A 21,240-nucleotide genomic window follows, 5' to 3' on the forward strand; every position below is an offset into this window, starting at 1 on the left:
GATCAACCGGCCTACAATCAGCGTAAGATGCAATCATGCTTCACACAAAGCCACCGCTGACCATCCGGCTCTGCCAGCCGCGCGGTTTCTGTGCGGGCGTCGATCGTGCCATCCAGATCGTCGTGCTAGCGCTGAAGAAATACGGCGCGCCGGTCTATGTCCGCCACGAGATCGTGCACAACCGCTACGTCGTCGAAGGGCTGCAAAGCCTCGGCGCAGTGTTCATCGAGGAGCTCTCCGAGATCCCGCCCGAGCATCGCCAGAGCCCGGTCGTCTTTTCGGCGCATGGCGTGCCGAAATCGGTGCCGGCAGACGCCCAGTCCCGCAACCTGTTCTATCTCGACGCGACTTGCCCGCTGGTCTCGAAAGTCCACAAGCAGGCAATGCGCCATCAGCGGCTTGGCCGCCACGTGCTCTTGATCGGCCATGCCGGGCACCCGGAGGTGATCGGCACAATGGGCCAGTTGCCGGACGGCGCGGTCACCCTGATCGAGACCGAAGCCGACGCCGCAAGCTTCGTGCCTGCAGACCCGCAAGCGCTCGGCTTCGTCACCCAGACGACGCTGTCGGTCGAGGACACCGCCGGTATCATTCGCGCCCTGCAGCAGCGTTTTCCCGAGCTGCATGCGCCGGCGGCGGAATCGATCTGCTATGCCACCACCAATCGCCAGGAAGCGGTCAAGGAAACAGCGGCCGGCGCCGATCTCTTCCTGGTTGTCGGCGCACCTAACTCCTCCAACTCGCGACGCCTGGTCGAAGTGGCCGAGCGCGCCGGCGCTTCGATGTCGCTTCTCGTGCAGCGCGCCTCCGAAATTCCGTGGGATGACATTGCCGGCATTTCGACGCTCGGCCTGTCGGCGGGCGCCTCGGCGCCAGAGATCATCGTCGACGAGATCGTCGATGCTTTCAGACAGCGCTTCGACGTGACCATCGAGCTGGCCGTGACGGCGACGGAGACGGAGGACTTTCCGGTGATGCGGGTGTTGCGCGATGTCGAACTGACGGCAGCCGACATGGCCTTCGTCAACGGGGCTGCGTAGCAACGATGGCGGTCTACACCGACGTCAATGAGGGCGAACTCGGCGCGTTCCTCAGCAACTATCCGGTCGGCGATCTCTTGTCCTACAAGGGCATCGCCGAAGGCACCGAAAACTCGAATTTTCTACTGCACACCAGCAGCGGATCCTACATCCTGACGCTTTACGAGAAGCGCGTCGACAAGGCTGACCTGCCGTTCTTTCTCGGCCTCATGGCCCACCTGGCCAGAAAGGGCATTTCGTGCCCGCTCCCGGTCACCGCACATGATGGCGGTGTGATCGGAACACTTGCCGGCCGGCCGGCGGTCGTCATCACCTTTCTCGAAGGCCTGTCGCTGCGGCGGCCGACGGCTGCGCATTGCGGCGAGGTCGGCAAGGCACTGGCGGCACTGCATCTCGCCGGCGCGGATTTTCCGATGACCCGCCCCAACGCCCTTGCCATCGATGGCTGGCGCAAGCTGTGGAATGCCGCCCGCGCCCGCGCCGATGAGGTCGAGCCTGGACTGGCGGCCGAGGTCGATGCCGACTTCGCTGATTTCGAGCGGAACTGGCCGAACGGTCTGCCGCAAGGCATCATCCATGCTGATCTTTTCCCGGACAATGTGTTCTTCCTCGGCGAGAAACTGTCCGGGCTGATCGACTTCTATTTCGCCTGCAACGACCTCTACGCCTATGACGTTGCCACGTGCCTCAACGCCTGGTGCTTCGAGAAGGATTTTTCCTTCAATCTGACCAAGGGCACGGCGCTGCTTGCCGGCTACCAGAGCGTGCGGCCGTTGAGCAGTGACGAGAAAGCCGCGCTGCCGATGCTGGCGCGCGGCTCGGCGCTGCGCTTCATGCTGACCCGGCTCTACGATTGGCTGACGGTCCCGGACGGCGGGCTGGTGATGAAACGCGACCCGACCGAGTATATCCGCCGGATGCGCTTCCACCGGGCGATCAACTCTCCTTCCGAATATGGACTGACATGACCAAGCGCGTCGAAATCTTCACCGATGGTGCCTGTTCGGGCAATCCCGGGCCTGGCGGCTGGGGCGCAATCCTGCGCTTCAACGGCGCCATCAAGGAGCTCCATGGTGGCGAGGCTCTGACCACCAACAACCGCATGGAGTTGTTGGCTGCCATCTCGGCGCTCAATGCGCTCAAGGAGCCTTGCGTCGTCGACCTCTATACCGACAGCAACTATGTCAAGGACGGCATTTTCGGCTGGATCGATGGCTGGAAGCGCAACGGCTGGAAGACCGCCGCCCGGCAGCCGGTGAAGAATGCCGAGCTGTGGCAGCAGCTCGACGCGGCGCGCAACCGCCACCAGGTCACCTGGCATTGGGTCAAGGGCCATGCCGGCCATCCCGAGAACGAGCGCGCCGATGAATTGGCCCGGCTCGGCATGGCGCCATTCAAGACGAAGTCGGCGAAACCCGTGCTCGCCTCCGTGCCGCCGAAGCAAGGCACCCAGTCCAAGCAATCGGCGGCCAAGAAGGTTCGGCGCTCGACCCAGAGTTATTGATCCGGTTGAGCTGGCGTGTCAGCGGATCAGAAGGGCGGTGCCGAACAGTCCGATTGCAAACACCATATGCGACACGAGATTGAGGGCGCGGACCTGCATCGGATTGGGGCGCTTCGAAGCAGCCCAGCCCGCACCCATGCCGGGCGCCAGCAAAAACCACCCGGCGCCGACGGTGACGATGCCGAGGATAAAGGCTGGCAGAAAGGTCGGCGCGGTGAGCCAGGCCGTTCCGGCCAGCACGACCAGTATGATGCCGTAGACGATGCCGACAGCATAATGAAAGGCCCAGCCAAGTACTGATTCATGCGCGTAGGGCGAGGCCTCGCCAATGTCGTCATGGAAGACCTTGCCTTCCCTGAGATGCCAGACCCAGCGGCCGACCAGCCCCCAGTTCGGCCGCGGTTGAGCAAACGCCTTGTTCAGGAAAATCGCCCAGACATCCATAAGCGCGGTTGCGCCGATACCGATCGCGACGCTGCGCCAGACGATGTCAGTCATAATCGAGGTCCCCAAAAGCAAGCAGTTCCGAAGCGCCGACGCATGGCCCCGAAAACCGGGTCGGCTTTCGGAAGGATCATGCGCGGATGCAAAAGTCAGCGTCCTTTGGACGCTGAGCGCTCGAAGGCGCCCTTTGCCGTCCCTGGCCTAGGCTGTCGCCAAGACGGAAAGCTGTCCGAGAATGTGAGCCGCACCGGATTCGTCGACGCCGGGCTTTGTCTCGACATTGAGCGCGGTGACCTTGCCGTCGTCGACGATCATCGAAAAACGCTTCGAGCGCAGCCCCATGCCGCCGCTGGAGAGGTCGGCGTCGAGGCCGACCGATTTGGCGAAATCGCCATTGCCATCGGCAAGATAAAGGATTTTGCCTTCACCGCCGCTGAAGCGGGCCCAAGCCCCCATGACGTGAACATCGTTGACCGAGACAACGGCGATAGTGTCGACGCCGCGCGCCAGGATGGCGTCGTAATTATCCAGGTAGCCGGGCAGATGATTGTTGCTGCAGGTCGGCGTGAAAGCGCCTGGAACGCCAAACAGCACGACCGTCTTTCCCGAGAATATCTCGCCCGTCGTGATCGGCTTTGCACCGTCGGCGGTCATTGTCTTGAAGGTCGCATCGGGCAGTTTGTCGCCAACGGAGATCGTCATGATGGTCCTCGCTTGAGAATGGAAAGGGAGTGTCCTTGCGATAGCGAACTAAGGCGCGCCCGGCAACCGTCCAGACGCTGGCATCACGGAAAAGGCAGCAGGCCTTCGACCGCGCCAGCGGCACTTATCAGTGTGTAGTGCAGGCCGCCATCGGTTGGCGTCGTCGACGGCCTGTCGAGGATCGGCACTGTGAAGATCAGCTTGCCATCCTTTTCACTGCGCGCGGGGGCACCGAACATGTAGTCGCGTTCGCCGGCAACGAAGAAGTCGGCGGCCTCGGGACTGCCCGGAAAGCTCGCCTCGACAATCAGCGTCTCGTGGTCCCCTGGCAGTACGTTTATGCCGAAACCAGGAGTCGCGGCAGCGGGCAGGGTTGCAAGGCCTGCCTTGACCAGCGCCGCATCCTCGGCGTTGTCCGGATCGGCGCCGGGATCGACGGTCAGTCTTGCCTGCACCGGGATGCAGATGGTTTCGCAGATGCCGAGGAAAATGTCCGCATCGATGACGGCCGGCTGGCCGGGCGCGGCAAGCGTGAACGTCACCGGCAACGAAACCGGGTGGTCGTAGCCGGCCCATTTGCCATAGCCGTCGTCATGGCGCTGCGGCGGCGGAAACGAAAGCGTCGCGTCGGCAATGTTGGTGCTGGCCGAGACGTCGATCTGTGGCGGCACGCCCGCATCGCCCGGGTCACGCCAATAGGTTTTCCAGCCGGGCTTCAGCGCAATGTCAAGGACGCCCTGGAGACGTCCGGCCTCGTCGGCTTTGCCGCTCGTTACCAGCCGCACCCTGCCGCCTTCGCTGTTGTACCAAGCCGACGAGGAGGCTGAGGCGGGGAAGCCGGTCGCCGATCCAATGGCCACACCAAGCAGCAGGGTTTTCAAGCTTTGCATGACGGTGATTTGATCGTCCGTTGATGGCCGCACAATGATTTCATGACGCGGCCGGCATCATATTTGCGTGACCGTCGATTTACGAGCCTGATCAAATCGGGCGCCGCCCATCTTTTCGACGCCCCGGAAACGCGTTACGCTGTGGCCATGGATTTGTTGCGCCATAAAAGGACGGCCGCAGGACCTGGCTTTCTCGACGACCAGTTCCTGATCGCCATGCCCGGCATGAAGGACGACCGCTTCACGCGCTCTGTCATCTACATCTGCGCGCACAGCGACGAAGGCGCGATGGGGCTGATCATCAACCAGACCCAGCAGATGCTGTTTCCGGACCTGCTCGTGCAGCTAGGCATCATGAATGAGATGGAGGCGATTCGACTGCCGCCGCCAGCGCGCGACTTCGTCGTGCGCAATGGCGGACCGGTGGATCGCAGCCGCGGCTTCGTCCTGCATTCGGGCGACTACCGGGTGGAATCCTCGCTCGCCGTGTCCGACGACGTCTGCCTGACCGCGACCGTCGACATATTGCGCGCCATCTCCTCCGGCCGCGGACCCCGGCGGGCGCTGATGGCGCTCGGTTATGCCGGCTGGGGTGCGGGCCAGCTTGAAAACGAGATCGCCGAGAATGGCTGGCTGACTTGCCCGGCAAGTGCCGAGCTTCTGTTCGACGCCGACATCGACCGCAAATACGACCGGATCCTTGCCTCGATCGGCATCGATCTCGCGCATCTCAGCCTGGCTGCCGGTCACGCCTGAGCCTCATCACGCCCGAAATTTGTCACGCCCGAAATTTGTTACGCTTGAGTGAGCGGATACTGTTCCTTCAGCGTCTTCAGCACCTGGTCGCCGGGCATCGGCGCGCCGAACATAAAGCTTTGCACGTATTCGCAGCCCATCTGCCGCAGCTCCAGCGCATCGCTTTCGTCCGAAATACCTTCGGCAACGACCGACAGGCCGAGCTCATGCGCCATGTTGACCATGGATTTGAGCAGCACCGCGCGTTTCGGCGTCGCGTCGTCGACGAAGCTCTTGTCGATCTTGATGGTGTCGAACGGAAAGCGCGTCAGATAGGCCAGCGATGAATAGCCGGTGCCGAAATCGTCCAGCGACAGGCCGATGCCAAGTTGTTTTAGCTTGGTCAGCACATGAGCGGTCTGCTCGGGATTGTCCATCACCAGCGATTCGGTGAGTTCGAGCCGGAAGCAGCGCGGTTTCAGATTGGCCCGCGCGATCACCGAGCGGACGTCGCTGACCAGGTCGCGGCGGATGAGCTGGCGGCTGGACAGATTGACCGAGACCGACAGCGGTGCATCGCCGATCTGCTTTTGCCATCCCGCCAGGTCTTCGGCAGCCTGTTGCATGGCAAACAGCCCAAGCTGCACGATCAGGCCGCAGTTTTCGGCAACCGGAATGAAATCCGCCGGCGGGATCATGCCGCGCCGGGGATGGTCCCAGCGCAGCAACGCTTCGAAGCCGGCAACGCTGCCGTCCTCCAGCCGCACGATCGGCTGATAGGCAAGCGTGAATTCGCGTCGCTCGATGGCGCGGCGCAGGTCGGACTCGAACTGCAGCCGGTCGGTGCCGACCGTGCGGAAGGCGGGCCGGAACGGCTCGATCCTGTCGCCGCCGAAGCGCTTGGCCTGATGCATGGCAAGCTCGGCATCCTTGACCATGTCCTCGGCCGAGGTCTGCGTGGAGGTCCAGGTGATCAGCCCGATCGAGGCGGTCAGCACGATCTCGCGCTTGGCGAAGGTGATCGGGTTGTTGATGGCGTGCTTGATGGCATCGGCAATGGCCGCGATGCGAGCCGGATCCTGCTCCGACAAAAGCATCAGCGCGAACTGGTCGCCGGCAAAGCGCGACAGCGAATCCTTCGGCTTGAGCAGCCGGTGCAGCCGCCGCGCGATGGTCAAAAGGATGGTGTCGCCGGCCGAGATGCCGAGCCCGTCATTGACCTGCTTGAAGCGGTCGATGTCGATGACGAAGACGGTCGGGCGCACCTTCTCTTCGGTGCGGGCGATCGAAATGATCGCCTCCAGCCGGTTCATGAACAGCTCGCGGTTAGGCAGGCCGGTCAGATTGTCATGTACGGCGTCATGCAGCAGCCGTTCCTCGGACTTCTTCTGCTCCGTCACATCGACCATGGTGCCGACGCAGCGGATGACCTCGCCGTCCGAGCCGATCACCGGCCGGGCGCGCAGCGCAAACCAGTGATAGTGTCCGTCGGCGCCGCGCAGGCGGAAGTTTTGCGACACCCGGCCGCGCCGGTGCTCGAGCACCACGTCGAGCGTCGTGCGAAACGTGTCGCGGTCGTCGGCATGCAGCACCGGCAGCCAGTTGCGGGCGGGACCGCCGAGGCTGTTGGGCGCAAGACCGAGCTGGATGCTGACGTCGGGACGAGTGACGACGCGGTCGCGCAGCACGTCCCAGTCCCACACAGTATCGCCCGATCCGGCAACCGCCAGCGCCTGCCGCTCAAGATCGGAGAACAGGCCCTGATGCAGGGCGCCGCCGGCAAAAGCGTGCTGCATCACGGTGAAGCCGATCAGCAGGATGATGAGGATCAGCCCGCCGCCAAGCGCCGGCTGGGCGATATCGTTGTCCAGCATGCCGGTGATCGCCATCCACGATCCGCATAGCCACAGCAGAACCATCACCCAACTGGGCACCAGCATGATGGCGCGGTCGTAACCGCGGATACCGAGGAAGATGATCAGGCCGAGCCCGGTCAGCGCGGTGGCGGCGAAGGACAGCCTGGCAATGCCGGCGGCAACCGCCGGATCGATGATGGCGACGCCGGCGATCAGCACCAGCCCGAGAATCCAGACCAGTGCGCCGTAGCTGAAATGACCGTGCCACCGGTTGAGGTTGAGATAGGCAAACAGGAACACCACGAAGGTCGCCGCGAGCGCCACCTCCGTTCCGGCGCGCCACATCTGCTCATTGCCCGGTGAGATCTCTATGATCTTGTTGAGAAAGCCGAAATCGACGCAGATATAGGCAAGCACCGCCCAGGCCAGGGCCGCCGTTGCCGGGAACATCGAGGTCCCCTTGACGACGAAAAGAATGGTCAGGAACAGCGCCAGCAGGCCGGCGATGCCGATGACGATGCCACGAAACAGCGTGTAGGAATTGACCGAGTCCTTGTAGGATTCAGGGTCCCACAGATAGACCTGCGGCAGCTTGGGCGAGGCGAGCTCGGCGATGAAGGTGATCACCGTTCCGGGGTTCAGCGTGACCCGGAACACGTCGGCGTCGGGGCTGGTCTGGCGGTCGAGCGCAAAGCCTTCGCTGGGCGTGATCGCGGCGATACGGGTCGAGCCGAGATCCGGCCAGAACAGGCCGGAATTCACCAGCCGGAAATGCGGTGCGACAATCAGCCTGTCGAGTTGCTGGTCGGTGGTATTAGCGAGCGCGAACACCGCCCAGTCGCCGGTCGAGCGAGCGTCATTGGCCTCGACCTCGATGCGCCGCACGATCCCGTCCGGGCCGGGTGCCGTCGAGACCTGGAAATTCTCGCCCTGGTTGCGGTAGATTTCGACGGCGCCCGAAAGGTCGAGCGCCACGTCGTCGCGGGCGATCTTGATCGGTTCGACGGCAAACGCCGAGGATGCCGCGCAGAGCGTGACGATTGCCGCCAGCATAAAGGCAAGCAGCGACCCGTTGCGCAGAAAATTCGTCAAAATCAGCCCTTTGTTCCAACGCCCGGCGGATCGTCCGCGATTCGGGCGTATAGGTAATGGTCCTGCCAGATGCCGTTGATCCTGAGATAGGATCGTAGCAGTCCTTCGCGCCGGAATCCGGCTTTTTCAAGCACGCGGATCGACCGGGCGTTATCGGGGATACAGGCAGCTTCGATCCGGTGCAATCGCAGCGTTTCGAAGGCGAAACGCGTCACCACCTTGACGGCATCGGTCATCAGGCCGCGTCCGCTGAAGCGCTCACCGATCCAGTAGCCGATATGGCCGCTTTGGGCGACCCCGTGGCGGATATTGCCGAGGGTGATACCGCCGGCCAGCTTGCCGCTGCTTTTCTCGAAGATGAAGAAGGCGATTGCCGTCCCCTGCGCGTAATCCTCGCGGTAGCGGCCGATACGATGCCGCCACGCCGGGCGGTCGAGTTCGTCAGGGGTCCATCGCGGCTCCCACGGCTCAAGAAAAGCGCGGCTTTCGCTGCGCAGCACCGACCACTCGCGATAGTCGTTGGTCAGCGGTACGCGCAGCGTGACAAGCTCGCCCTTCAGTGCCGGCAGGTCGCGGCGAAAGAAAGGGAGCGCGAACACGACGCTCGAATAGGCTTAGACGGCAAGCTTACGGGCAGTGGTCTGCGTGCCCGAAAGCGAATCGAGGATCGCCTCATAGGGCGCGAGCGTACCCACCGGCCCGACGGCTGTAAGCGTCGGCTTGGTCGAAAAAAGCCGGGACGACAGATCCGTCAGCCGCTCGACAGTCAACGCCGCCAGCCGCTCCATCAGCTCTTCCTTGGCGATCGGCCTGCCGAACAGAAGCAACTGCCTGGCGATCTGCGAGGCGCGGCTGGCCGGGCTCTCGGCCGACATGATCAGCCCGGCGCGGTATTGGGCACGCGCCCGGTCGAGCTCCTCCTGCAGGATGTTTTCACCGGCCTTTTGCAGCTCGTCGATGATCACAGGCACCAGCTCGGCAATATCGCTTTGTCCGGTCGCCGCATGGACCCCGAAGACGCCGGTGTCGGAAAAACCCCAATGGAAGGCATAGACCGAATAGCACAGGCCGCGTTTTTCACGGACTTCCTGGAAAAGCCGCGACGACATGCCGCCACCCAGGATCATCGACAGGACCTGAGAGGCATAGAAATCGCGGACGTGATAGGCGCGGCCCTCGAAACCCAGCACGATCTGCGCGTCCATCAGGTCGCGGTCCTCGCGAAAATCGCCGCCGACATACTGCGCGTATTGCGGGATGGTGCCGTCGGCCTTGCCGCGGAAGCTGCCGAGACGCTTTTCGACCTCGCGCACGAAATCGTCGTGCTTGATGTCGCCGGCCGCCACCATCACCATGTTCTCGGCGCCGTACTGTCGTTCGATGAAGTCGTGCAGCTGCTTCGAAGTGAAGGATTTGACGGTTTCCGGCGTGCCAAGAATCGAGCGGCCGATAGTCTGGTGGCGGAAGGCGGTCTCGGTAAAGTGATCGAAAACGACATCGTCGGGCGTATCGTGCGCGGCGCCGATCTCCTGCAGAATCACATGCTGCTCTCGCTCCAGCTCCTGCGGATCGAATTCGGATTCCTGCAGGATGTCGGAAAGGATATCGACCGCCAGCGGCACGTCGTCGCTCAGAACCCTTGCATAATAGGAGGTCGTCTCGACGCTGGTGGCGGCATTGATCTCGCCGCCGACGTCCTCGATCTCCGAGGCGATCTCGAAGGCGCTTCGCCGCCTGGTGCCCTTGAAAGCCATGTGCTCGAGCAAGTGCGCCATTCCGTGCTCTTCGTCACGCTCGTTGCGTGCGCCCGACTTGACCCAGGCGCCAAGGGCAACAGATTCGAGGCTTGGAAGGGTTTCGGTGGCGACTGTCAGGCCGTTCGACAGACGGCTTACCTCAACACCCATATGGCAATTACTCCCTAACGCGCCGCCCGCGTGTGGCGGCCGAGATAATCTTCCACCATTTTCAGGTCGGATGGAAGTACCGTGTATTTTTCCTCGGCGCTCATCAACCCGCCTAGCCATGCAGGCAGGGCAGGCGACACGCCACTGGCGGCTTCGACGGCGGCGGGAAACTTTGCCGGGTGCGCAGTGCCCAGCACCACCATCGGCACCTCACCCGCAGCCTTGCCGGCGGCCACATGCACGGCTGCGGCCGTATGCGGGTCGAGCAGATAGCCGCTCGCCGCAAGTGTTGTACGGATGGTGGCGGCAACCTCGTCCAGGGTGGCGCGGCCGGCGTCGAATTCGGAGCGGATCTTGGCGATTTCGCCGGCCTCGATGGTGAAGGCGCCGGACTGCTTGAGCCCGTCCATGTAGCGCCGCACGGTCGAGGCATCGCGGCCGGCTGCCTCGAACAGCAAGCGTTCGAAGTTCGAAGACACCTGGATGTCCATCGAGGGCGACGTGGTCGAAAAGACCCCCTTCATGCGGTATTCGCCGGTCGCCAGCGTGCGCGCCAGGATATCGTTGTCGTTGGTTGCGATAATCAGCCGTTCGATCGGCAGCCCCATCTTCTTGGCGGCATAGCCGGCGAAGATGTCGCCGAAATTGCCGGTCGGCACGGTGAAGGAAACTGGCCTGTCGGGCGCGCCGAGCGACAGCGAAGAGGAGAAATAATAGACGATCTGGGCCATGATGCGGGCCCAGTTGATCGAGTTGACGCCGGACAGCGATACCCGGTCGCGAAAACCGTGGTCGTTGAACATGTCCTTCACCAGGCCCTGGCAGTCGTCGAAATTGCCTTCGATCGCCAATGCGTGGACGTTTGCCGCGGTCGAGGTCGTCATCTGCCGCTGCTGTACCGGCGAGACGCGGCCGTGCGGGAAAAGCACGAAGATGTCGGTGCGGTTGCGTCCGGCAAAGGCGTCGATGGCCGCCCCTCCGGTGTCGCCGGAGGTGGCGCCGACAATGGTGGCGCGCTGGTCGCGCTCGGCCAGCACATGGTCCATCAGCCGCGCAAGAAGCTGCATCGCCACATCCTTGAACGCGAGCGTTGGGCCGTGGAAGAGCTCGAGCACGAAGCTGTTCGGCCCAGTCTGCACCAGCGGGCAGACGGCCTCATGGCGGAACGTCGCATAGGCTTCGCGTACCAGCCGTTCGAATACCGGCGCCGCGATCTCGCCGCCGAGGAAAGGCGACAGCACACGGATGGCAAGATCGGGATAGGCAAGGCCGCGCATGGCGCGGATCTCGGCTGCGGAAAAATGCGGCCAAGCGCTCGGCAGGTAGAGCCCTCCGTCGCGCGCCAGTCCGGCCAGCACCGCGTCGGAAAATCCAAGCGCGGGCGCTTCCCCGCGGGTACTCACATATTGCATCGTCAGGTTTCCATTGCCGCCGGGAATTTTCGCCCGCTGCGAGGTGGTGGATTTCTGCGCAGGCTCAGTCGCATTTTTGCCGCGCGGTTGATATACGTCACCGGCTTTGCGAGAGGGAAGTGCAGTTCATGGCGTTTCATTCATTCAACGGTCGTTTTGTCGCGGGTCTGGCGCTCGCCGGCTTTATGCTTGCCGCCGCAGGCTGCCAATCGAGCGACAATGGCATACTCGGCTTCGGCAAGAAGGATACGACGCCGCCACCGCCACCCGATCCCAAGGTGCTTTCCAGCCAGCTGCAGGCCTATTGCCCGAAAGTGACGTTGCGTGACGGCACCGCCTTCTTCAATACCTACGCTAAGAGCGGTCCGAAGCCGAAGAAAAAAACCGATGTTGCCGCCGAGGAAGCCGCCCAGCCGGCAGCGGACGCGGCAGGCGTCAATCAGCCGGACGATTCCGCCAAGATCATCTATCAGGCTTCGATCACCGATGTGACCCGCGACTGCAGCCGCGCCAACGGCTCGTTGTCGATGAAGATAGCCGTCGCCGGCAAGGTCGTGCCTGGCCCGATGTTCACGCCCGGCACCATCACCATGCCGATCCGCATCGCGGTGATGCACGGCACCGAAGTTCTCTATTCGCAACTTCACTCCTATCAGGTCCAGGTTACCGATCCTTCGAGTGCCACGCAGTTCGTCTTCACCGATTCCAACGTCGTCGTTCCGGAGCCGACGGCGAAGGACTACCAGGCATATGCCGGGTATGACGAGGGCGCTCCGAAAGTAGCGACAGACAAGCCGAAGAAGAAGAAAGCCGCCGCGACCAACTGAGCCGCTGCATTCGCGCCACGGCGGTTGGAGGCGGCCGCTCAGGCGTCCGCCGACCATTCCGACAGCGCGGCGATCACGCTTTTCAGTTCCGCCCAGCGGCGGATGACTGTTTCCGCGCCGGCCTCGGTCAGTGCATCGGCGTGGCCGGGATAGCTGTGCGCCGCGCCGGTGAAGCCGATTACGCGCATTCCCGCCGTCTTGGCGCCGGTGACGCCATGCACGGAATCTTCGATGACAAAGGTGTTCGCAGGGTTCGCCTTGAGCTTTTCCGCGGCGAACCGAAACACGTCCGGCGCCGGCTTGGTCTTCCCGGTCGGGGTTTCCAGCGAGGAAAAGATACGGCCGGCGAAGAACGGCAAAAGCTGCACCTTCTCCAGCATGAATTCGATCCGCTCCGAACGCGAATTCGAACAGACGCAGCGCGGCACTGCTACCGCGGCGACAGCCTCGTGCGCCCCGTCGATGGCACGCACGTCGCTGCGCAGCCGGCGATCGACCAGCTGTTCCTCCTTGTCGATCAGCGAGGCCTGGAACGGGATCCGGGACTTTTCCTCGACCCGCATCATGATGTCCTTGAAAGTCAACCCGGCATAGATCTCGGAAATCTCCTCGGCCGATATCTCGTAGCCGGCCGAGGTCAACAGCTCGGCATCGATCCGCGCGGCGATGATTTCGGAATCGACGAGCACGCCGTCGCAATCGAAGATGACAAGATCTGGCTGGGGCATGGTGATCCGGAAAGCGGGATGAAGGGAATGCCGAGGGCCCGTTGGTCCAAACGGCTCAGGCGGCGCGGCATACACCAACAGACCGGGCTTCGCAAATTCAGCAGCCTGCTTCATTGAATATTTACGCTGATCGGTAACCATAACGGACAGTAAACAGTAACGCGTGCCTTGGGTGTCACAATGTCTGCCGTGCGTCTTCTCGACGAGCTTTCCGATGCTCCCCAGCAATCCGAGTGGCTGGATACGATCCTGAAGGGCGACTGTGTCGCCGCGCTCGAACGGCTGCCGGAAAAGTCGATCGACGTGATCTTCGCCGATCCGCCCTACAATCTGCAGCTCGATGGCGATCTGCACCGGCCCGACCAATCCAAGGTCGATGCCGTCGACGACCATTGGGACCGGTTCGACAGTTTTGAGGCCTACGACGCCTTCACCCGCGCCTGGCTGCTGGCGGCGCGCCGTGTGTTGAAGCCCAATGGCACGATTTGGGTTATCGGCTCCTACCACAATATTTTCAGGGTCGGCGCCAAGATGCAGGACCTGGGCTTCTGGATCCTCAACGACGTCGTCTGGCGCAAGACCAATCCAATGCCGAATTTCCGTGGCCGCCGTTTCCAGAATGCCCACGAGACGATGATCTGGGCCTCTCGCGACCAGAAGGGCAAGGGCTACACTTTCAACTACGAGGCGCTGAAGGCATCGAATGACGACATTCAGATGCGCTCCGACTGGCTGTTTCCGATCTGCACCGGCGGCGAGCGCCTGAAGAACGACAATGGTGACAAATTGCATCCGACCCAGAAGCCGGAAGCGTTGCTTGCCCGCGTCATGACGGCATCGACCAGGCCGGGCGACATCGTGCTCGACCCGTTCTTCGGTTCAGGCACCACCGGGGCTGTGGCCAAGCGGCTTGGCCGCCACTTCGTCGGCATCGAGCGCGAACAAACCTATATCGATGCCGCCATGGAACGTATCGATGCGGTCCGGCCGCTGGAAGGCGCCAATTTGACGGTACTGACTGGCAAGCGCGCCGAGCCGCGCGTCGCATTCGTCACCCTTCTCGACAATGGCCTGGTGGCGCCGGGCGCCACGCTCTACGATGCCAAGAAGCGCTGGGCGGCAAAAGTGCGCGCCGACGGCACGCTGGCCATCGGCGACAGTGCCGGGTCGATCCACAAGGTTGGCGCCGAGGTGCAGGGGCTTGACGCCTGCAACGGCTGGACCTTCTGGCATTATGAGCGCAGCGGCGGCCTGACCCCGATCGACGAGCTTCGCCGCATTGTTCGCCTGGGCATGGATCGGGCAGGGGCCTGAAGCTCCTGAAGTTTCAGCAAATCGCGTTAAAGCGACGCCTCAATCAGTCTTCCGAAGTGATTCAAATCACATCTTGATCCCAAGCCGCTCAAGATCTGCCCTAAGCGTCTGGGCGTCGGTGAACAGCACCGATTGCCAGCCGGCCGCCTTGGCGCCGTCGACGTTCTTCTGGCTGTCGTCGATGAACAGCGTGGCTGACGGTTCGAGGCCGAACGCGGCAACGTGGTGATCATAGATGGCGCGGTCCGGCTTGATCTGGCGGATGTCGCCGGAAACGGTGACGCCGCGCGGCCGATTGAGGAAATCGAAGCGCTCGCGAGCCTCGGCGAGCGTATCCGCAGCGAAATTGGTGAGCATCGTCACGTCATGGCCGCTGTCGATCAGGCCGATCATGATGGCGACGCTGTCCTCATAGGCGTGAGGCACCATCTCGTGCCAGTGCCGGCGGAAATTGCGGATGTTTTCGGCGTGCTCGGGATATTGCGCGATCGCCAGCGCTTCGGCCTCTTCCCAACTGCGGCCGCGGTCCTGCTCGATGTTCCAATCATGCGTGCAGACATTGTCGAAGAACCATTTCCGTTCGTCGGGATCGGGGATCAAGCGGCTGAAGGGCAGGTTCGGATCATAGTGGATCAGTACTTTGCCGATGTCGAAAACGATGTGGCGGATTTCAGTCATTCTTCTCTCTTTCAACGCGGGCGCTGCTTTTTCGTCGCGCCCGGTATCGCCGCTTCGATTACCTTTTTCATGACGCTCGGCAGCGCTTCCCCGGAAATTTCATGGGCCAGCGACCAGAAATGCCCGGCCGGGGCGGCACTGTCGGTGTCCGCCTTGAACACGTCGAGTTCAAGCGCAAAATGGGTGAAGACATGGCCGATGCGTCCGGCCTGCCGCCAGTTGCCGGGGAAGGGGGCTGCCGCTTCCGTGGTGGCGCCGTCGATGCGCGACGTCCAGCCGGTCGTCGGCACCTCGGTCATGCCGCCGAGGAGGCCCTTTTCGACGCGCTTGCGCAAAAGCACGGCGCCGTCGCCCCTGACGGCAACGAAGGCGGCACCGCGGCGTAAGGGCCTTTCGGCCTTGGGCAGGCGGACCGGAAAGCGTTCGGGATCGCCCGAGATTGTGGCGCTGCAGTCCTCGCGAACGGGGCAGAGCATGCAGCGGGGCCGGCGCGGCGTGCAGATCGTCGCGCCCAGGTCCATCATCGCCTGCGCGAAGTCGCCGGGCCTTGTCGGGGGAACCATGCCTTCGACCTGGCCGCGTATCTCGCCCTTGGCTTCGCCCAGCGGCGTGGCGATCGAAAACAGCCGTGAGACGACCCGTTCGACATTGCCGTCGACGACCGCGGCTGGTCGGTCGAAGGCGATCGCCGCGATCGCCGCCGCCGTATACGCGCCGATGCCGGGCAGTTCCTTCAAGCCGGACTCGCTGTTCGGGAAGCGGCCGCCTTGCCGCGCGACGAGATCGGCACAGGCTTTGAGGTTACGGGCGCGGGAATAATAGCCGAGCCCGGCCCAGGCCTTCATGACGTCTTCGGTCGGTGCCGCCGCCAGCGCCTGGACGGTTGGCCATTTCTCTACGAACGCCCGAAAATAGGATTTTACCGCCTCAACCGTGGTTTGCTGCAGCATCACCTCGGAAAGCCAGACCAGATAGGGATCGGGCCGCGCCCCGCCCGCCAGCGCGTGCGGCGAAACGCGCCAGGGCAGGTCGCGGTGATGCGCGTCGTACCAGCCAAGCAGCCGGGATGCGATCTCGCCATTGTCTCCGGATACGGCCTTGCGGGTCTGGTCGTGCAGTGCCATTGATCGAGGGTCGGCCCTAATCCATTGGTGCTGAAGCTGGAGAACGCACATGGCAGGGAAAAGGCCCTTCGGCAATCCCGTTCCGGTGAGCGATCTCGCAACCGAGATCCTCGACCCTGTGCTGCGCAAGCGGGCCGGCATGTCGATCGGGTTGGTCCAGTCATGGGAAGAAATAGCCGGGCCGCGGCTTGCCGGCCGCTCGCGCCCCGAAAAAATCCAGTGGCCGCGCCGCATGCACGAGGACGATCCGTTCGAGCCGGCGGTGCTGGTGATTGCCTGCGAGGGTGTAGCGGCACTGCACCTGCAGCACGAGACCGGCGAGATCATCAACCGGGTCAATGCCTTCCTCGGTTTCAATGCGATCGGCCGGATCAGGATCGTGCAGAAGCCGGTAATGGCGGGCAAGGAAAAGCCGAAACCCAGCTTGCGGCCATTGACCGCGGCCGAGAAAGCGAAGCTGTCGGGCACCGTCGGTTTGATCGAGGACGGCGGGCTGCGCGCCTCGCTGGAGCGGCTTGGCGCCACCATTCTCGGGCAAAAGAAGCCGTGATCTCGCGCTATCGTGATGGTATGCCCGGAATTGGCGATTGGAATAGGGGCGGTAATGCCTTAATTCCCGCCAACTCTCGCTTTTTGTAGCCTTTGCATTGCAAAATCCAACTATTGCCAGGTGATTCGTATGATCCGTTCCTTGTCCCGCAGACACCTTTTGACTTCGCTGGCCGCAATACCAGCGGCGGCGCTGCTTGCCGCCTGCAGTGACTCGGGCGAGAAAGCCGAGGCGCAGGATGTGAAGCCTGCGGCTCCCGCGGATCCTGCGAAGCCGGCCGCTCCGGCCGCCGCCACAGCGCCTGAAGCTCAGGGCACGGTGGATATGGCAGCCTTGTTGAAGCCCGGTGCGCTGCCCGACATGCAGCTCGGCAAGGACGATGCAAAGGTCACCATCGTCGAATATGCATCGATGACCTGCCCGCATTGCGCGCATTTCGCCGAGACCACTTTTCCGGAGCTGAAGACGAAATATATCGACACCGGCAAGGCCCGTTACATACTGCGCGAGTTTCCGTTCGATCCCAGCGCCGAGGCCGGTTTCATGCTGGCGCGCTGCTCCAAGGACAACTATTTCCCGATGGTCGACGTACTGTTCAGGCAGCAGGCGAACTGGGTTGGTGTGAACAATACCAAGGACGCACTGCTGCAAATCGCCAAGCTTGCCGGTTTTACACAGGAGTCCTTCGAGGCCTGCTTGACGGACCAGAAACTTCTGGACGATGTGAGATCCGTCCAGAAGCGCGGCGCCGACGAATTCAAGGTCGATTCCACACCGACCTTTTTCATCAACGGAAAGACCTACAAAGGGGCGATGTCGATTGCGGAAATGTCGGCCATCATCGACCCTCTGCTCTGACGTTTCGGCAGCGCCGAAGCGGCGTAGCTTCGGCGTGCGCACTTCTTTGTGTTGCCGCGGGTTCTCGTTGCAAAATCGCGGCACAGTTTTGCGAAACTTGGCTATGGGCCGGCGCGAATGAAGTTCTCGCGCCTTCGCCTGCTCGGCTTCAAATCCTTCGTCGAACCCGGCGAGTTCGTCATCGAACGCGGCCTGACCGGCATCGTCGGGCCGAACGGCTGCGGCAAGTCGAACCTGGTCGAGGCGCTGCGCTGGGTCATGGGCGAAAGCTCCTACAAGAACATGCGCGCGTCCGGCATGGACGACGTCATCTTTTCCGGCTCGGGAACGCGTCCGGCCCGCAACACCGCCGAAGTCACGCTCTTCCTTGACAATAGCGACCGCACTGCGCCGTCCGCCTTCAACGACGCCGATGAGTTGCAGGTCTCGCGCCGCATCGAGCGTGAGGCGGGCTCGCTCTACCGCATCAACGGCAAGGAGGCTCGCGCCAAGGACGTTCAGCTGCTGTTCGCCGACCAGTCGACCGGCGCCCGCTCGCCCTCGATGGTCGGCCAGGGCCGCATCGGCGAGCTGATCCAGGCAAAGCCGCAGGCGCGCCGCGCACTGCTGGAAGAGGCGGCCGGCATTTCCGGCCTGCATACGCGCCGCCACGAAGCCGAGCTGCGGCTGAAGGCGGCGGAACAGAACCTCGAAAGGCTGGACGACGTCGTCGGCGAGCTGGAAAGCCAGATCGAAAGCCTGAAACGCCAGGCCCGCCAGGCCTCGCGCTTCAAGAACCTGTCGGCCGACATCCGCAAGGCCGAAGCGACGCTGCTGCATCTGCGCTGGACGCTGGCCAAGACGCAGGAAGGCGAAGCGCGTTCGGCGCTGGCGATTGCCACCGCGCTGGTCGGCGACCGCGCCGCCGCCCAGATGGCTGCCGCCAGGGAACAAGGCATCAACGCCCACCGGCTGCCGGACCTGCGCGATGCGGAAGCCGCTGCCGCTGCCGCCTTCCAGCGTCTGTCGATCGCCAAGGCGCAGATCGAGGAAGAGGCAGGCCGCATCCGCGCCCGCCAGGCTGAGCTCGACCGCCGACTGCAACAGCTCGATGGCGACCTTGCCCGCGAGGAGCGCATGGTCCGCGACAATGCGGATATCCTCGAACGCCTCGCCGCCGAAGAAGCCGCGCTCAACGCCGAAAACGCCGGCGCCGCCGAGCGCGAGGCCAGCACCCGCGCGGCTTTCGAGCAGGCGGCATCGACCCTTGCCTCGAGCGAGGCCAGGCTCGCCGCGTTGACCGCCGAACGGGCGGAGGCCGCCGCCTCGCGCAACCAGATCGAACGGACGCTGCGCGACACCGCTGAGCGCCGCGACCGCTTTGCCCGCCAGCTTGCCGATGTCGACCGCGAACTGTCGGAGATTGTCTCCAGGGTCGCCGGCCTGCCCGATCCCGCCGAGAAGCGGCTGCTGGTCGATCAGGCGCTGGCGCTGCTCGAAGAGGCCGAGGCAGCCGCCATTGCCGCTGAACAGACGGTTGCCGAGGCGCGTGCAGGCGAAGGTGCTGCCCGCCCACCGGTTCAGGACGCAAAGGCCGAGCTGGCGCGGATCGAAACCGAGGCCCGCACGCTGGCCAAGATACTCAACGCCGCCAGCGGCGATCTATTTCCCTCGGTGCTGGAGCAGATCAGCGTCGAGCGCGGCTATGAGACGGCGCTGGGTGCCGCGCTTGGCGAAGATCTCGACGTGCCGCTCGACCGCAGTGCGCCGGTGCATTGGGGCCAGAGCGAAATCCAGTCCGCCGACGCCGCATTGCCCGAAGGCATAAGGAGCCTCGCCAGCGTTGTGCGCGCGCCGGCACAGCTGGCCCGCAGGCTGGCCCAGATCGGCATTGTCGAAGCCGCCGACGGAAGACGGCTGCAGACGCTGCTTGCTCCCGGTCAACGATTGGTCACCCGCGAAGGCGCGCTGTGGCGTTGGGACGGCTTCACCGCCAGCGCCGATGCCCCGACCGCCGCCGCACAGCGGCTGGCGCAGAAAAACCGGCTGGCCGAGCTCGATGCCGAAGCAGTCCATGCCACGCGCATCCTGCGCGAAGCTGAACAAGCCCTTGCCCAGGCCGAACAGGCGCTTGCCCAGGCGAGCGAGGCTGAACGCAACACCCGGCAGGCCGGGCGCGACGCCCAGCACGGGCTGGACGCTGCCCGCAATACGCTGGCCGAGGCCGAAAAAGCCGGCGGCGAGCTGTCGAGCCGGCGTGCCGCCCTTGACGAGGCGCGCGCACGCATAGTCGACAGCCATGAGGAGACGGCGGCGGCATTCGTCGAGGCCGAAATGCTGCTGCAAGACGCGCCCGATCTCGGCGATCTGCAACTGCAGCTCGAGCAGTCGGCGGCCAACGTCGCCGGCGACCGCGCCGCCCTTGCCGATGCGCGTGCCGTTCACGAGGGCCTGAGGCGGGAAGCCGAGGCACGTGCGCGCCGGCTCGATGCCATCGGCTCTGAACGGCGCAACTGGGTGGAGCGCGCCGAAAATGCCTCGACGCAGATCGCGGCGCTCGGCGAACGCAAGGCCGAGGCCGAGGCCGAGCGCGAGCAACTGGCCGACGCCCCCGACGAGATCGACGCCAAGCGGCGCGCCTTGCTGTCGCAGCTCGCCGAGGCCGAAAGCCTGCGCAAGGCAGCAGGCGACCGCTTGCAGGAAGCGGAGAACCGGCAGTCCGAGCTGGACAAGGCTGCGACTGCTGCCATCCAGTCGCTGGCCGAGGCGCGCGAATCCCGCGTTCGCGCCGAAGAGCGGCTGACCGCCGCCGACGAGCGTCGGCTGGAAGTCGAGGCGCGCATCCAGGAAACGCTGAACACGCCGCCGCATCTGGTGATCCGCCACACCGGCCTCGAACCCGACAGCCCGATGCCCGAAATGGCCGAGATCGAGCGTCAGCTCGACCGGCTGAAGGTCGAACGCGAACGGCTGGGCGCCGTCAATCTGCGCGCCGAGGAAGAGCAGAAGGAACTGTCGGACCGGCTGGAGGCCATCGTCTCCGAGCGCGACGACATTATCGAGGCGATCCGCAAGCTGCGGCAGGCGATCCACAGCCTGAACCGTGAAGGCCGCGAGCGGCTGCTCGCTGCCTTCGAGGTGGTCAACGGCCATTTTCAACGGCTGTTTTCGCACCTGTTCGGCGGCGGCGCCGCCGAGCTGCAACTGATCGAGTCCGACGATCCGCTCGAAGCGGGGCTCGAGATCCTGGCGCGACCGCCCGGCAAGAAGCCGCAGACGATGACGCTGCTGTCCGGCGGCGAGCAGGCATTGACGGCGATGTCACTGATCTTCGCCGTGTTCCTGACCAACCCGGCACCGATCTGCGTGCTCGACGAAGTCGACGCGCCGCTCGACGACCACAATGTCGAGCGTTTCTGCAATCTGATGGACGAAATGGCCGCAACCACCGAGACACGCTTCGTCATCATCACACACAACCCGATCACCATGGCGCGCATGGACCGGCTGTTCGGGGTGACCATGGCCGAGCAAGGCGTCAGCCAGCTGGTGTCGGTCGACCTGCAGGCGGCCGAAGCCATGCGCGAGGCAAGCTGACGC

19 protein-coding genes are annotated in these 21,240 nt (G+C 63.8%); 9 read left to right on the forward strand and 10 right to left on the reverse strand.

Annotated features, from left to right (window positions below; all coding sequences use genetic code 11):
• Window positions 1-35 precede the first annotated feature (35 nt).
• The 3 genes from ispH to rnhA are packed head-to-tail and all read left to right on the forward strand — an operon-like array spanning window position 36 to window position 2,544.
• Complete coding sequence (gene ispH / locus AC0L2X_RS01890; RefSeq protein WP_352489619.1) at window positions 36-1,040, forward strand: 4-hydroxy-3-methylbut-2-enyl diphosphate reductase; 1,005 nt, start codon at window positions 36-38, stop codon at window positions 1,038-1,040.
• Between the two features lie 5 nt (window positions 1,041-1,045).
• Complete coding sequence (locus AC0L2X_RS01895) at window positions 1,046-2,008, forward strand: homoserine kinase (RefSeq protein WP_473553399.1); 963 nt, start codon at window positions 1,046-1,048, stop codon at window positions 2,006-2,008.
• Window positions 2,005-2,544, forward strand: a complete 540-nt coding sequence (rnhA, locus tag AC0L2X_RS01900; protein WP_352489622.1) for a ribonuclease HI — start codon at window positions 2,005-2,007, stop codon at window positions 2,542-2,544. Before AC0L2X_RS01895 ends, rnhA begins: the two co-directional genes overlap by 4 nt.
• 18 nt (window positions 2,545-2,562) lie before the next feature.
• Here rnhA and AC0L2X_RS01905 read toward each other — a convergent pair whose 3' ends face one another.
• From AC0L2X_RS01905 to AC0L2X_RS01915, 3 genes are all read right to left on the reverse strand, one after another.
• The gene (locus AC0L2X_RS01905) at window positions 2,563-3,042 is read right to left on the reverse strand and encodes a DUF2938 domain-containing protein (RefSeq protein WP_473553401.1); all 480 of its coding nucleotides are present in this window, start codon (window positions 3,040-3,042) and stop codon (window positions 2,563-2,565) included.
• Between the two features lie 147 nt (window positions 3,043-3,189).
• Complete coding sequence (locus AC0L2X_RS01910) at window positions 3,190-3,690, reverse strand: peroxiredoxin (protein WP_292657494.1); 501 nt, start codon at window positions 3,688-3,690, stop codon at window positions 3,190-3,192.
• Between the two features lie 83 nt (window positions 3,691-3,773).
• A complete protein-coding gene (locus AC0L2X_RS01915; protein WP_473553402.1) occupies window positions 3,774-4,580 on the reverse strand; it encodes a protein-disulfide reductase DsbD domain-containing protein in 807 nt (268 codons plus the stop codon).
• 147 nt (window positions 4,581-4,727) lie between these two features.
• Between AC0L2X_RS01915 and AC0L2X_RS01920 the strand changes: the two genes are divergently transcribed.
• Window positions 4,728-5,336 (forward strand): YqgE/AlgH family protein, encoded by a 609-nt coding sequence (locus tag AC0L2X_RS01920; protein WP_352489755.1) that lies wholly within the window; start codon window positions 4,728-4,730, stop codon window positions 5,334-5,336.
• A gap of 38 nt (window positions 5,337-5,374) precedes the next feature.
• Here the strand turns inward: AC0L2X_RS01920 and AC0L2X_RS01925 are convergent, their stop codons facing one another.
• Genes AC0L2X_RS01925 through thrC form a run of 4 tightly spaced genes read right to left on the reverse strand, consistent with a single transcriptional unit; the run spans window position 5,375 to window position 11,582 of the window.
• Window positions 5,375-8,263 (reverse strand): EAL domain-containing protein, encoded by a 2,889-nt coding sequence (locus AC0L2X_RS01925; RefSeq protein WP_292657502.1) that lies wholly within the window; start codon window positions 8,261-8,263, stop codon window positions 5,375-5,377.
• A gap of 2 nt (window positions 8,264-8,265) precedes the next feature.
• Window positions 8,266-8,862, reverse strand: a complete 597-nt coding sequence (locus AC0L2X_RS01930; protein ID WP_473553404.1) for a GNAT family N-acetyltransferase — start codon at window positions 8,860-8,862, stop codon at window positions 8,266-8,268.
• A gap of 15 nt (window positions 8,863-8,877) precedes the next feature.
• On the reverse strand, window positions 8,878-10,170 hold the full coding sequence (locus AC0L2X_RS01935) for a M16 family metallopeptidase (protein ID WP_023674150.1): 1,293 nt from the start codon (window positions 10,168-10,170) through the stop codon (window positions 8,878-8,880).
• Between the two features lie 14 nt (window positions 10,171-10,184).
• Window positions 10,185-11,582, reverse strand: coding sequence for a threonine synthase (gene thrC / locus AC0L2X_RS01940; protein WP_473553405.1), 1,398 nt, complete (start codon window positions 11,580-11,582; stop codon window positions 10,185-10,187).
• A gap of 128 nt (window positions 11,583-11,710) precedes the next feature.
• On the opposite strand from thrC, the gene AC0L2X_RS01945 reads away from it, so the two are divergent.
• Window positions 11,711-12,409, forward strand: a complete 699-nt coding sequence (locus tag AC0L2X_RS01945; RefSeq protein WP_473553407.1) for a hypothetical protein — start codon at window positions 11,711-11,713, stop codon at window positions 12,407-12,409.
• 38 nt (window positions 12,410-12,447) lie between these two features.
• Here the strand turns inward: AC0L2X_RS01945 and AC0L2X_RS01950 are convergent, their stop codons facing one another.
• A complete protein-coding gene (locus tag AC0L2X_RS01950) occupies window positions 12,448-13,137 on the reverse strand; it encodes an HAD family hydrolase (protein WP_473553408.1) in 690 nt (229 codons plus the stop codon).
• Between the two features lie 180 nt (window positions 13,138-13,317).
• Between AC0L2X_RS01950 and AC0L2X_RS01955 the strand changes: the two genes are divergently transcribed.
• Window positions 13,318-14,451, forward strand: coding sequence for a DNA methyltransferase (locus AC0L2X_RS01955; RefSeq protein ID WP_473553410.1), 1,134 nt, complete (start codon window positions 13,318-13,320; stop codon window positions 14,449-14,451).
• A gap of 66 nt (window positions 14,452-14,517) precedes the next feature.
• On the opposite strand, the gene AC0L2X_RS01960 is transcribed toward AC0L2X_RS01955, so the two are convergent.
• Window positions 14,518-15,129, reverse strand: a complete 612-nt coding sequence (locus AC0L2X_RS01960) for an HAD family hydrolase (protein WP_473553411.1) — start codon at window positions 15,127-15,129, stop codon at window positions 14,518-14,520.
• Window positions 15,130-15,140: 11 nt separating this feature from the next.
• Window positions 15,141-16,253: an A/G-specific adenine glycosylase gene (gene mutY / locus AC0L2X_RS01965; protein ID WP_473553413.1), complete on the reverse strand. Its 1,113-nt coding sequence runs from the start codon at window positions 16,251-16,253 to the stop codon at window positions 15,141-15,143.
• A 49-nt stretch (window positions 16,254-16,302) separates the two neighbouring features.
• Between mutY and AC0L2X_RS01970 the strand changes: the two genes are divergently transcribed.
• The 3 genes from AC0L2X_RS01970 (at window position 16,303) to smc (ending at window position 21,237) form a co-directional block, all read left to right on the forward strand.
• Entirely contained in the window at window positions 16,303-16,803 is a 501-nt protein-coding gene (locus tag AC0L2X_RS01970) for a DUF721 domain-containing protein (protein ID WP_292657525.1), read from the forward strand.
• Between the two features lie 129 nt (window positions 16,804-16,932).
• Window positions 16,933-17,661, forward strand: coding sequence for a DsbA family protein (locus tag AC0L2X_RS01975; protein ID WP_352489631.1), 729 nt, complete (start codon window positions 16,933-16,935; stop codon window positions 17,659-17,661).
• 117 nt (window positions 17,662-17,778) lie between these two features.
• Window positions 17,779-21,237 (forward strand): chromosome segregation protein SMC, encoded by a 3,459-nt coding sequence (gene smc / locus AC0L2X_RS01980; RefSeq protein WP_473553414.1) that lies wholly within the window; start codon window positions 17,779-17,781, stop codon window positions 21,235-21,237.
• Window positions 21,238-21,240: the final 3 nt, after the last annotated feature.

The organism is Mesorhizobium sp. WSM4828, assembly GCF_055811175.1.

What these genes read in the sequence shown, in the direction of transcription:
- ispH (WP_352489619.1), top strand. Translation starts at nt 36, where the DNA reads ATGCTTCACACAAAGCCACCGCTGACCATCCGGCTCTGCCAGCCGCGC.
- AC0L2X_RS01895 (WP_473553399.1), top strand. Translation starts at nt 1,046, where the DNA reads ATGGCGGTCTACACCGACGTCAATGAGGGCGAACTCGGCGCGTTCCTC.
- rnhA (WP_352489622.1), top strand. Translation starts at nt 2,005, where the DNA reads ATGACCAAGCGCGTCGAAATCTTCACCGATGGTGCCTGTTCGGGCAAT.
- AC0L2X_RS01905 (WP_473553401.1), bottom strand. Translation starts at nt 3,042, where the DNA reads ATGACTGACATCGTCTGGCGCAGCGTCGCGATCGGTATCGGCGCAACC.
- AC0L2X_RS01910 (WP_292657494.1), bottom strand. Translation starts at nt 3,690, where the DNA reads ATGACGATCTCCGTTGGCGACAAACTGCCCGATGCGACCTTCAAGACA.
- AC0L2X_RS01915 (WP_473553402.1), bottom strand. Translation starts at nt 4,580, where the DNA reads ATGCAAAGCTTGAAAACCCTGCTGCTTGGTGTGGCCATTGGATCGGCG.
- AC0L2X_RS01920 (WP_352489755.1), top strand. Translation starts at nt 4,728, where the DNA reads ATGGATTTGTTGCGCCATAAAAGGACGGCCGCAGGACCTGGCTTTCTC.
- AC0L2X_RS01935 (WP_023674150.1), bottom strand. Translation starts at nt 10,170, where the DNA reads ATGGGTGTTGAGGTAAGCCGTCTGTCGAACGGCCTGACAGTCGCCACC.
- thrC (WP_473553405.1), bottom strand. Translation starts at nt 11,582, where the DNA reads ATGCAATATGTGAGTACCCGCGGGGAAGCGCCCGCGCTTGGATTTTCC.
- AC0L2X_RS01945 (WP_473553407.1), top strand. Translation starts at nt 11,711, where the DNA reads ATGGCGTTTCATTCATTCAACGGTCGTTTTGTCGCGGGTCTGGCGCTC.
- AC0L2X_RS01950 (WP_473553408.1), bottom strand. Translation starts at nt 13,137, where the DNA reads ATGCCCCAGCCAGATCTTGTCATCTTCGATTGCGACGGCGTGCTCGTC.
- AC0L2X_RS01955 (WP_473553410.1), top strand. Translation starts at nt 13,318, where the DNA reads ATGTCTGCCGTGCGTCTTCTCGACGAGCTTTCCGATGCTCCCCAGCAA.
- AC0L2X_RS01960 (WP_473553411.1), bottom strand. Translation starts at nt 15,129, where the DNA reads ATGACTGAAATCCGCCACATCGTTTTCGACATCGGCAAAGTACTGATC.
- mutY (WP_473553413.1), bottom strand. Translation starts at nt 16,253, where the DNA reads ATGGCACTGCACGACCAGACCCGCAAGGCCGTATCCGGAGACAATGGC.
- AC0L2X_RS01970 (WP_292657525.1), top strand. Translation starts at nt 16,303, where the DNA reads ATGGCAGGGAAAAGGCCCTTCGGCAATCCCGTTCCGGTGAGCGATCTC.
- AC0L2X_RS01975 (WP_352489631.1), top strand. Translation starts at nt 16,933, where the DNA reads ATGATCCGTTCCTTGTCCCGCAGACACCTTTTGACTTCGCTGGCCGCA.
- smc (WP_473553414.1), top strand. Translation starts at nt 17,779, where the DNA reads ATGAAGTTCTCGCGCCTTCGCCTGCTCGGCTTCAAATCCTTCGTCGAA.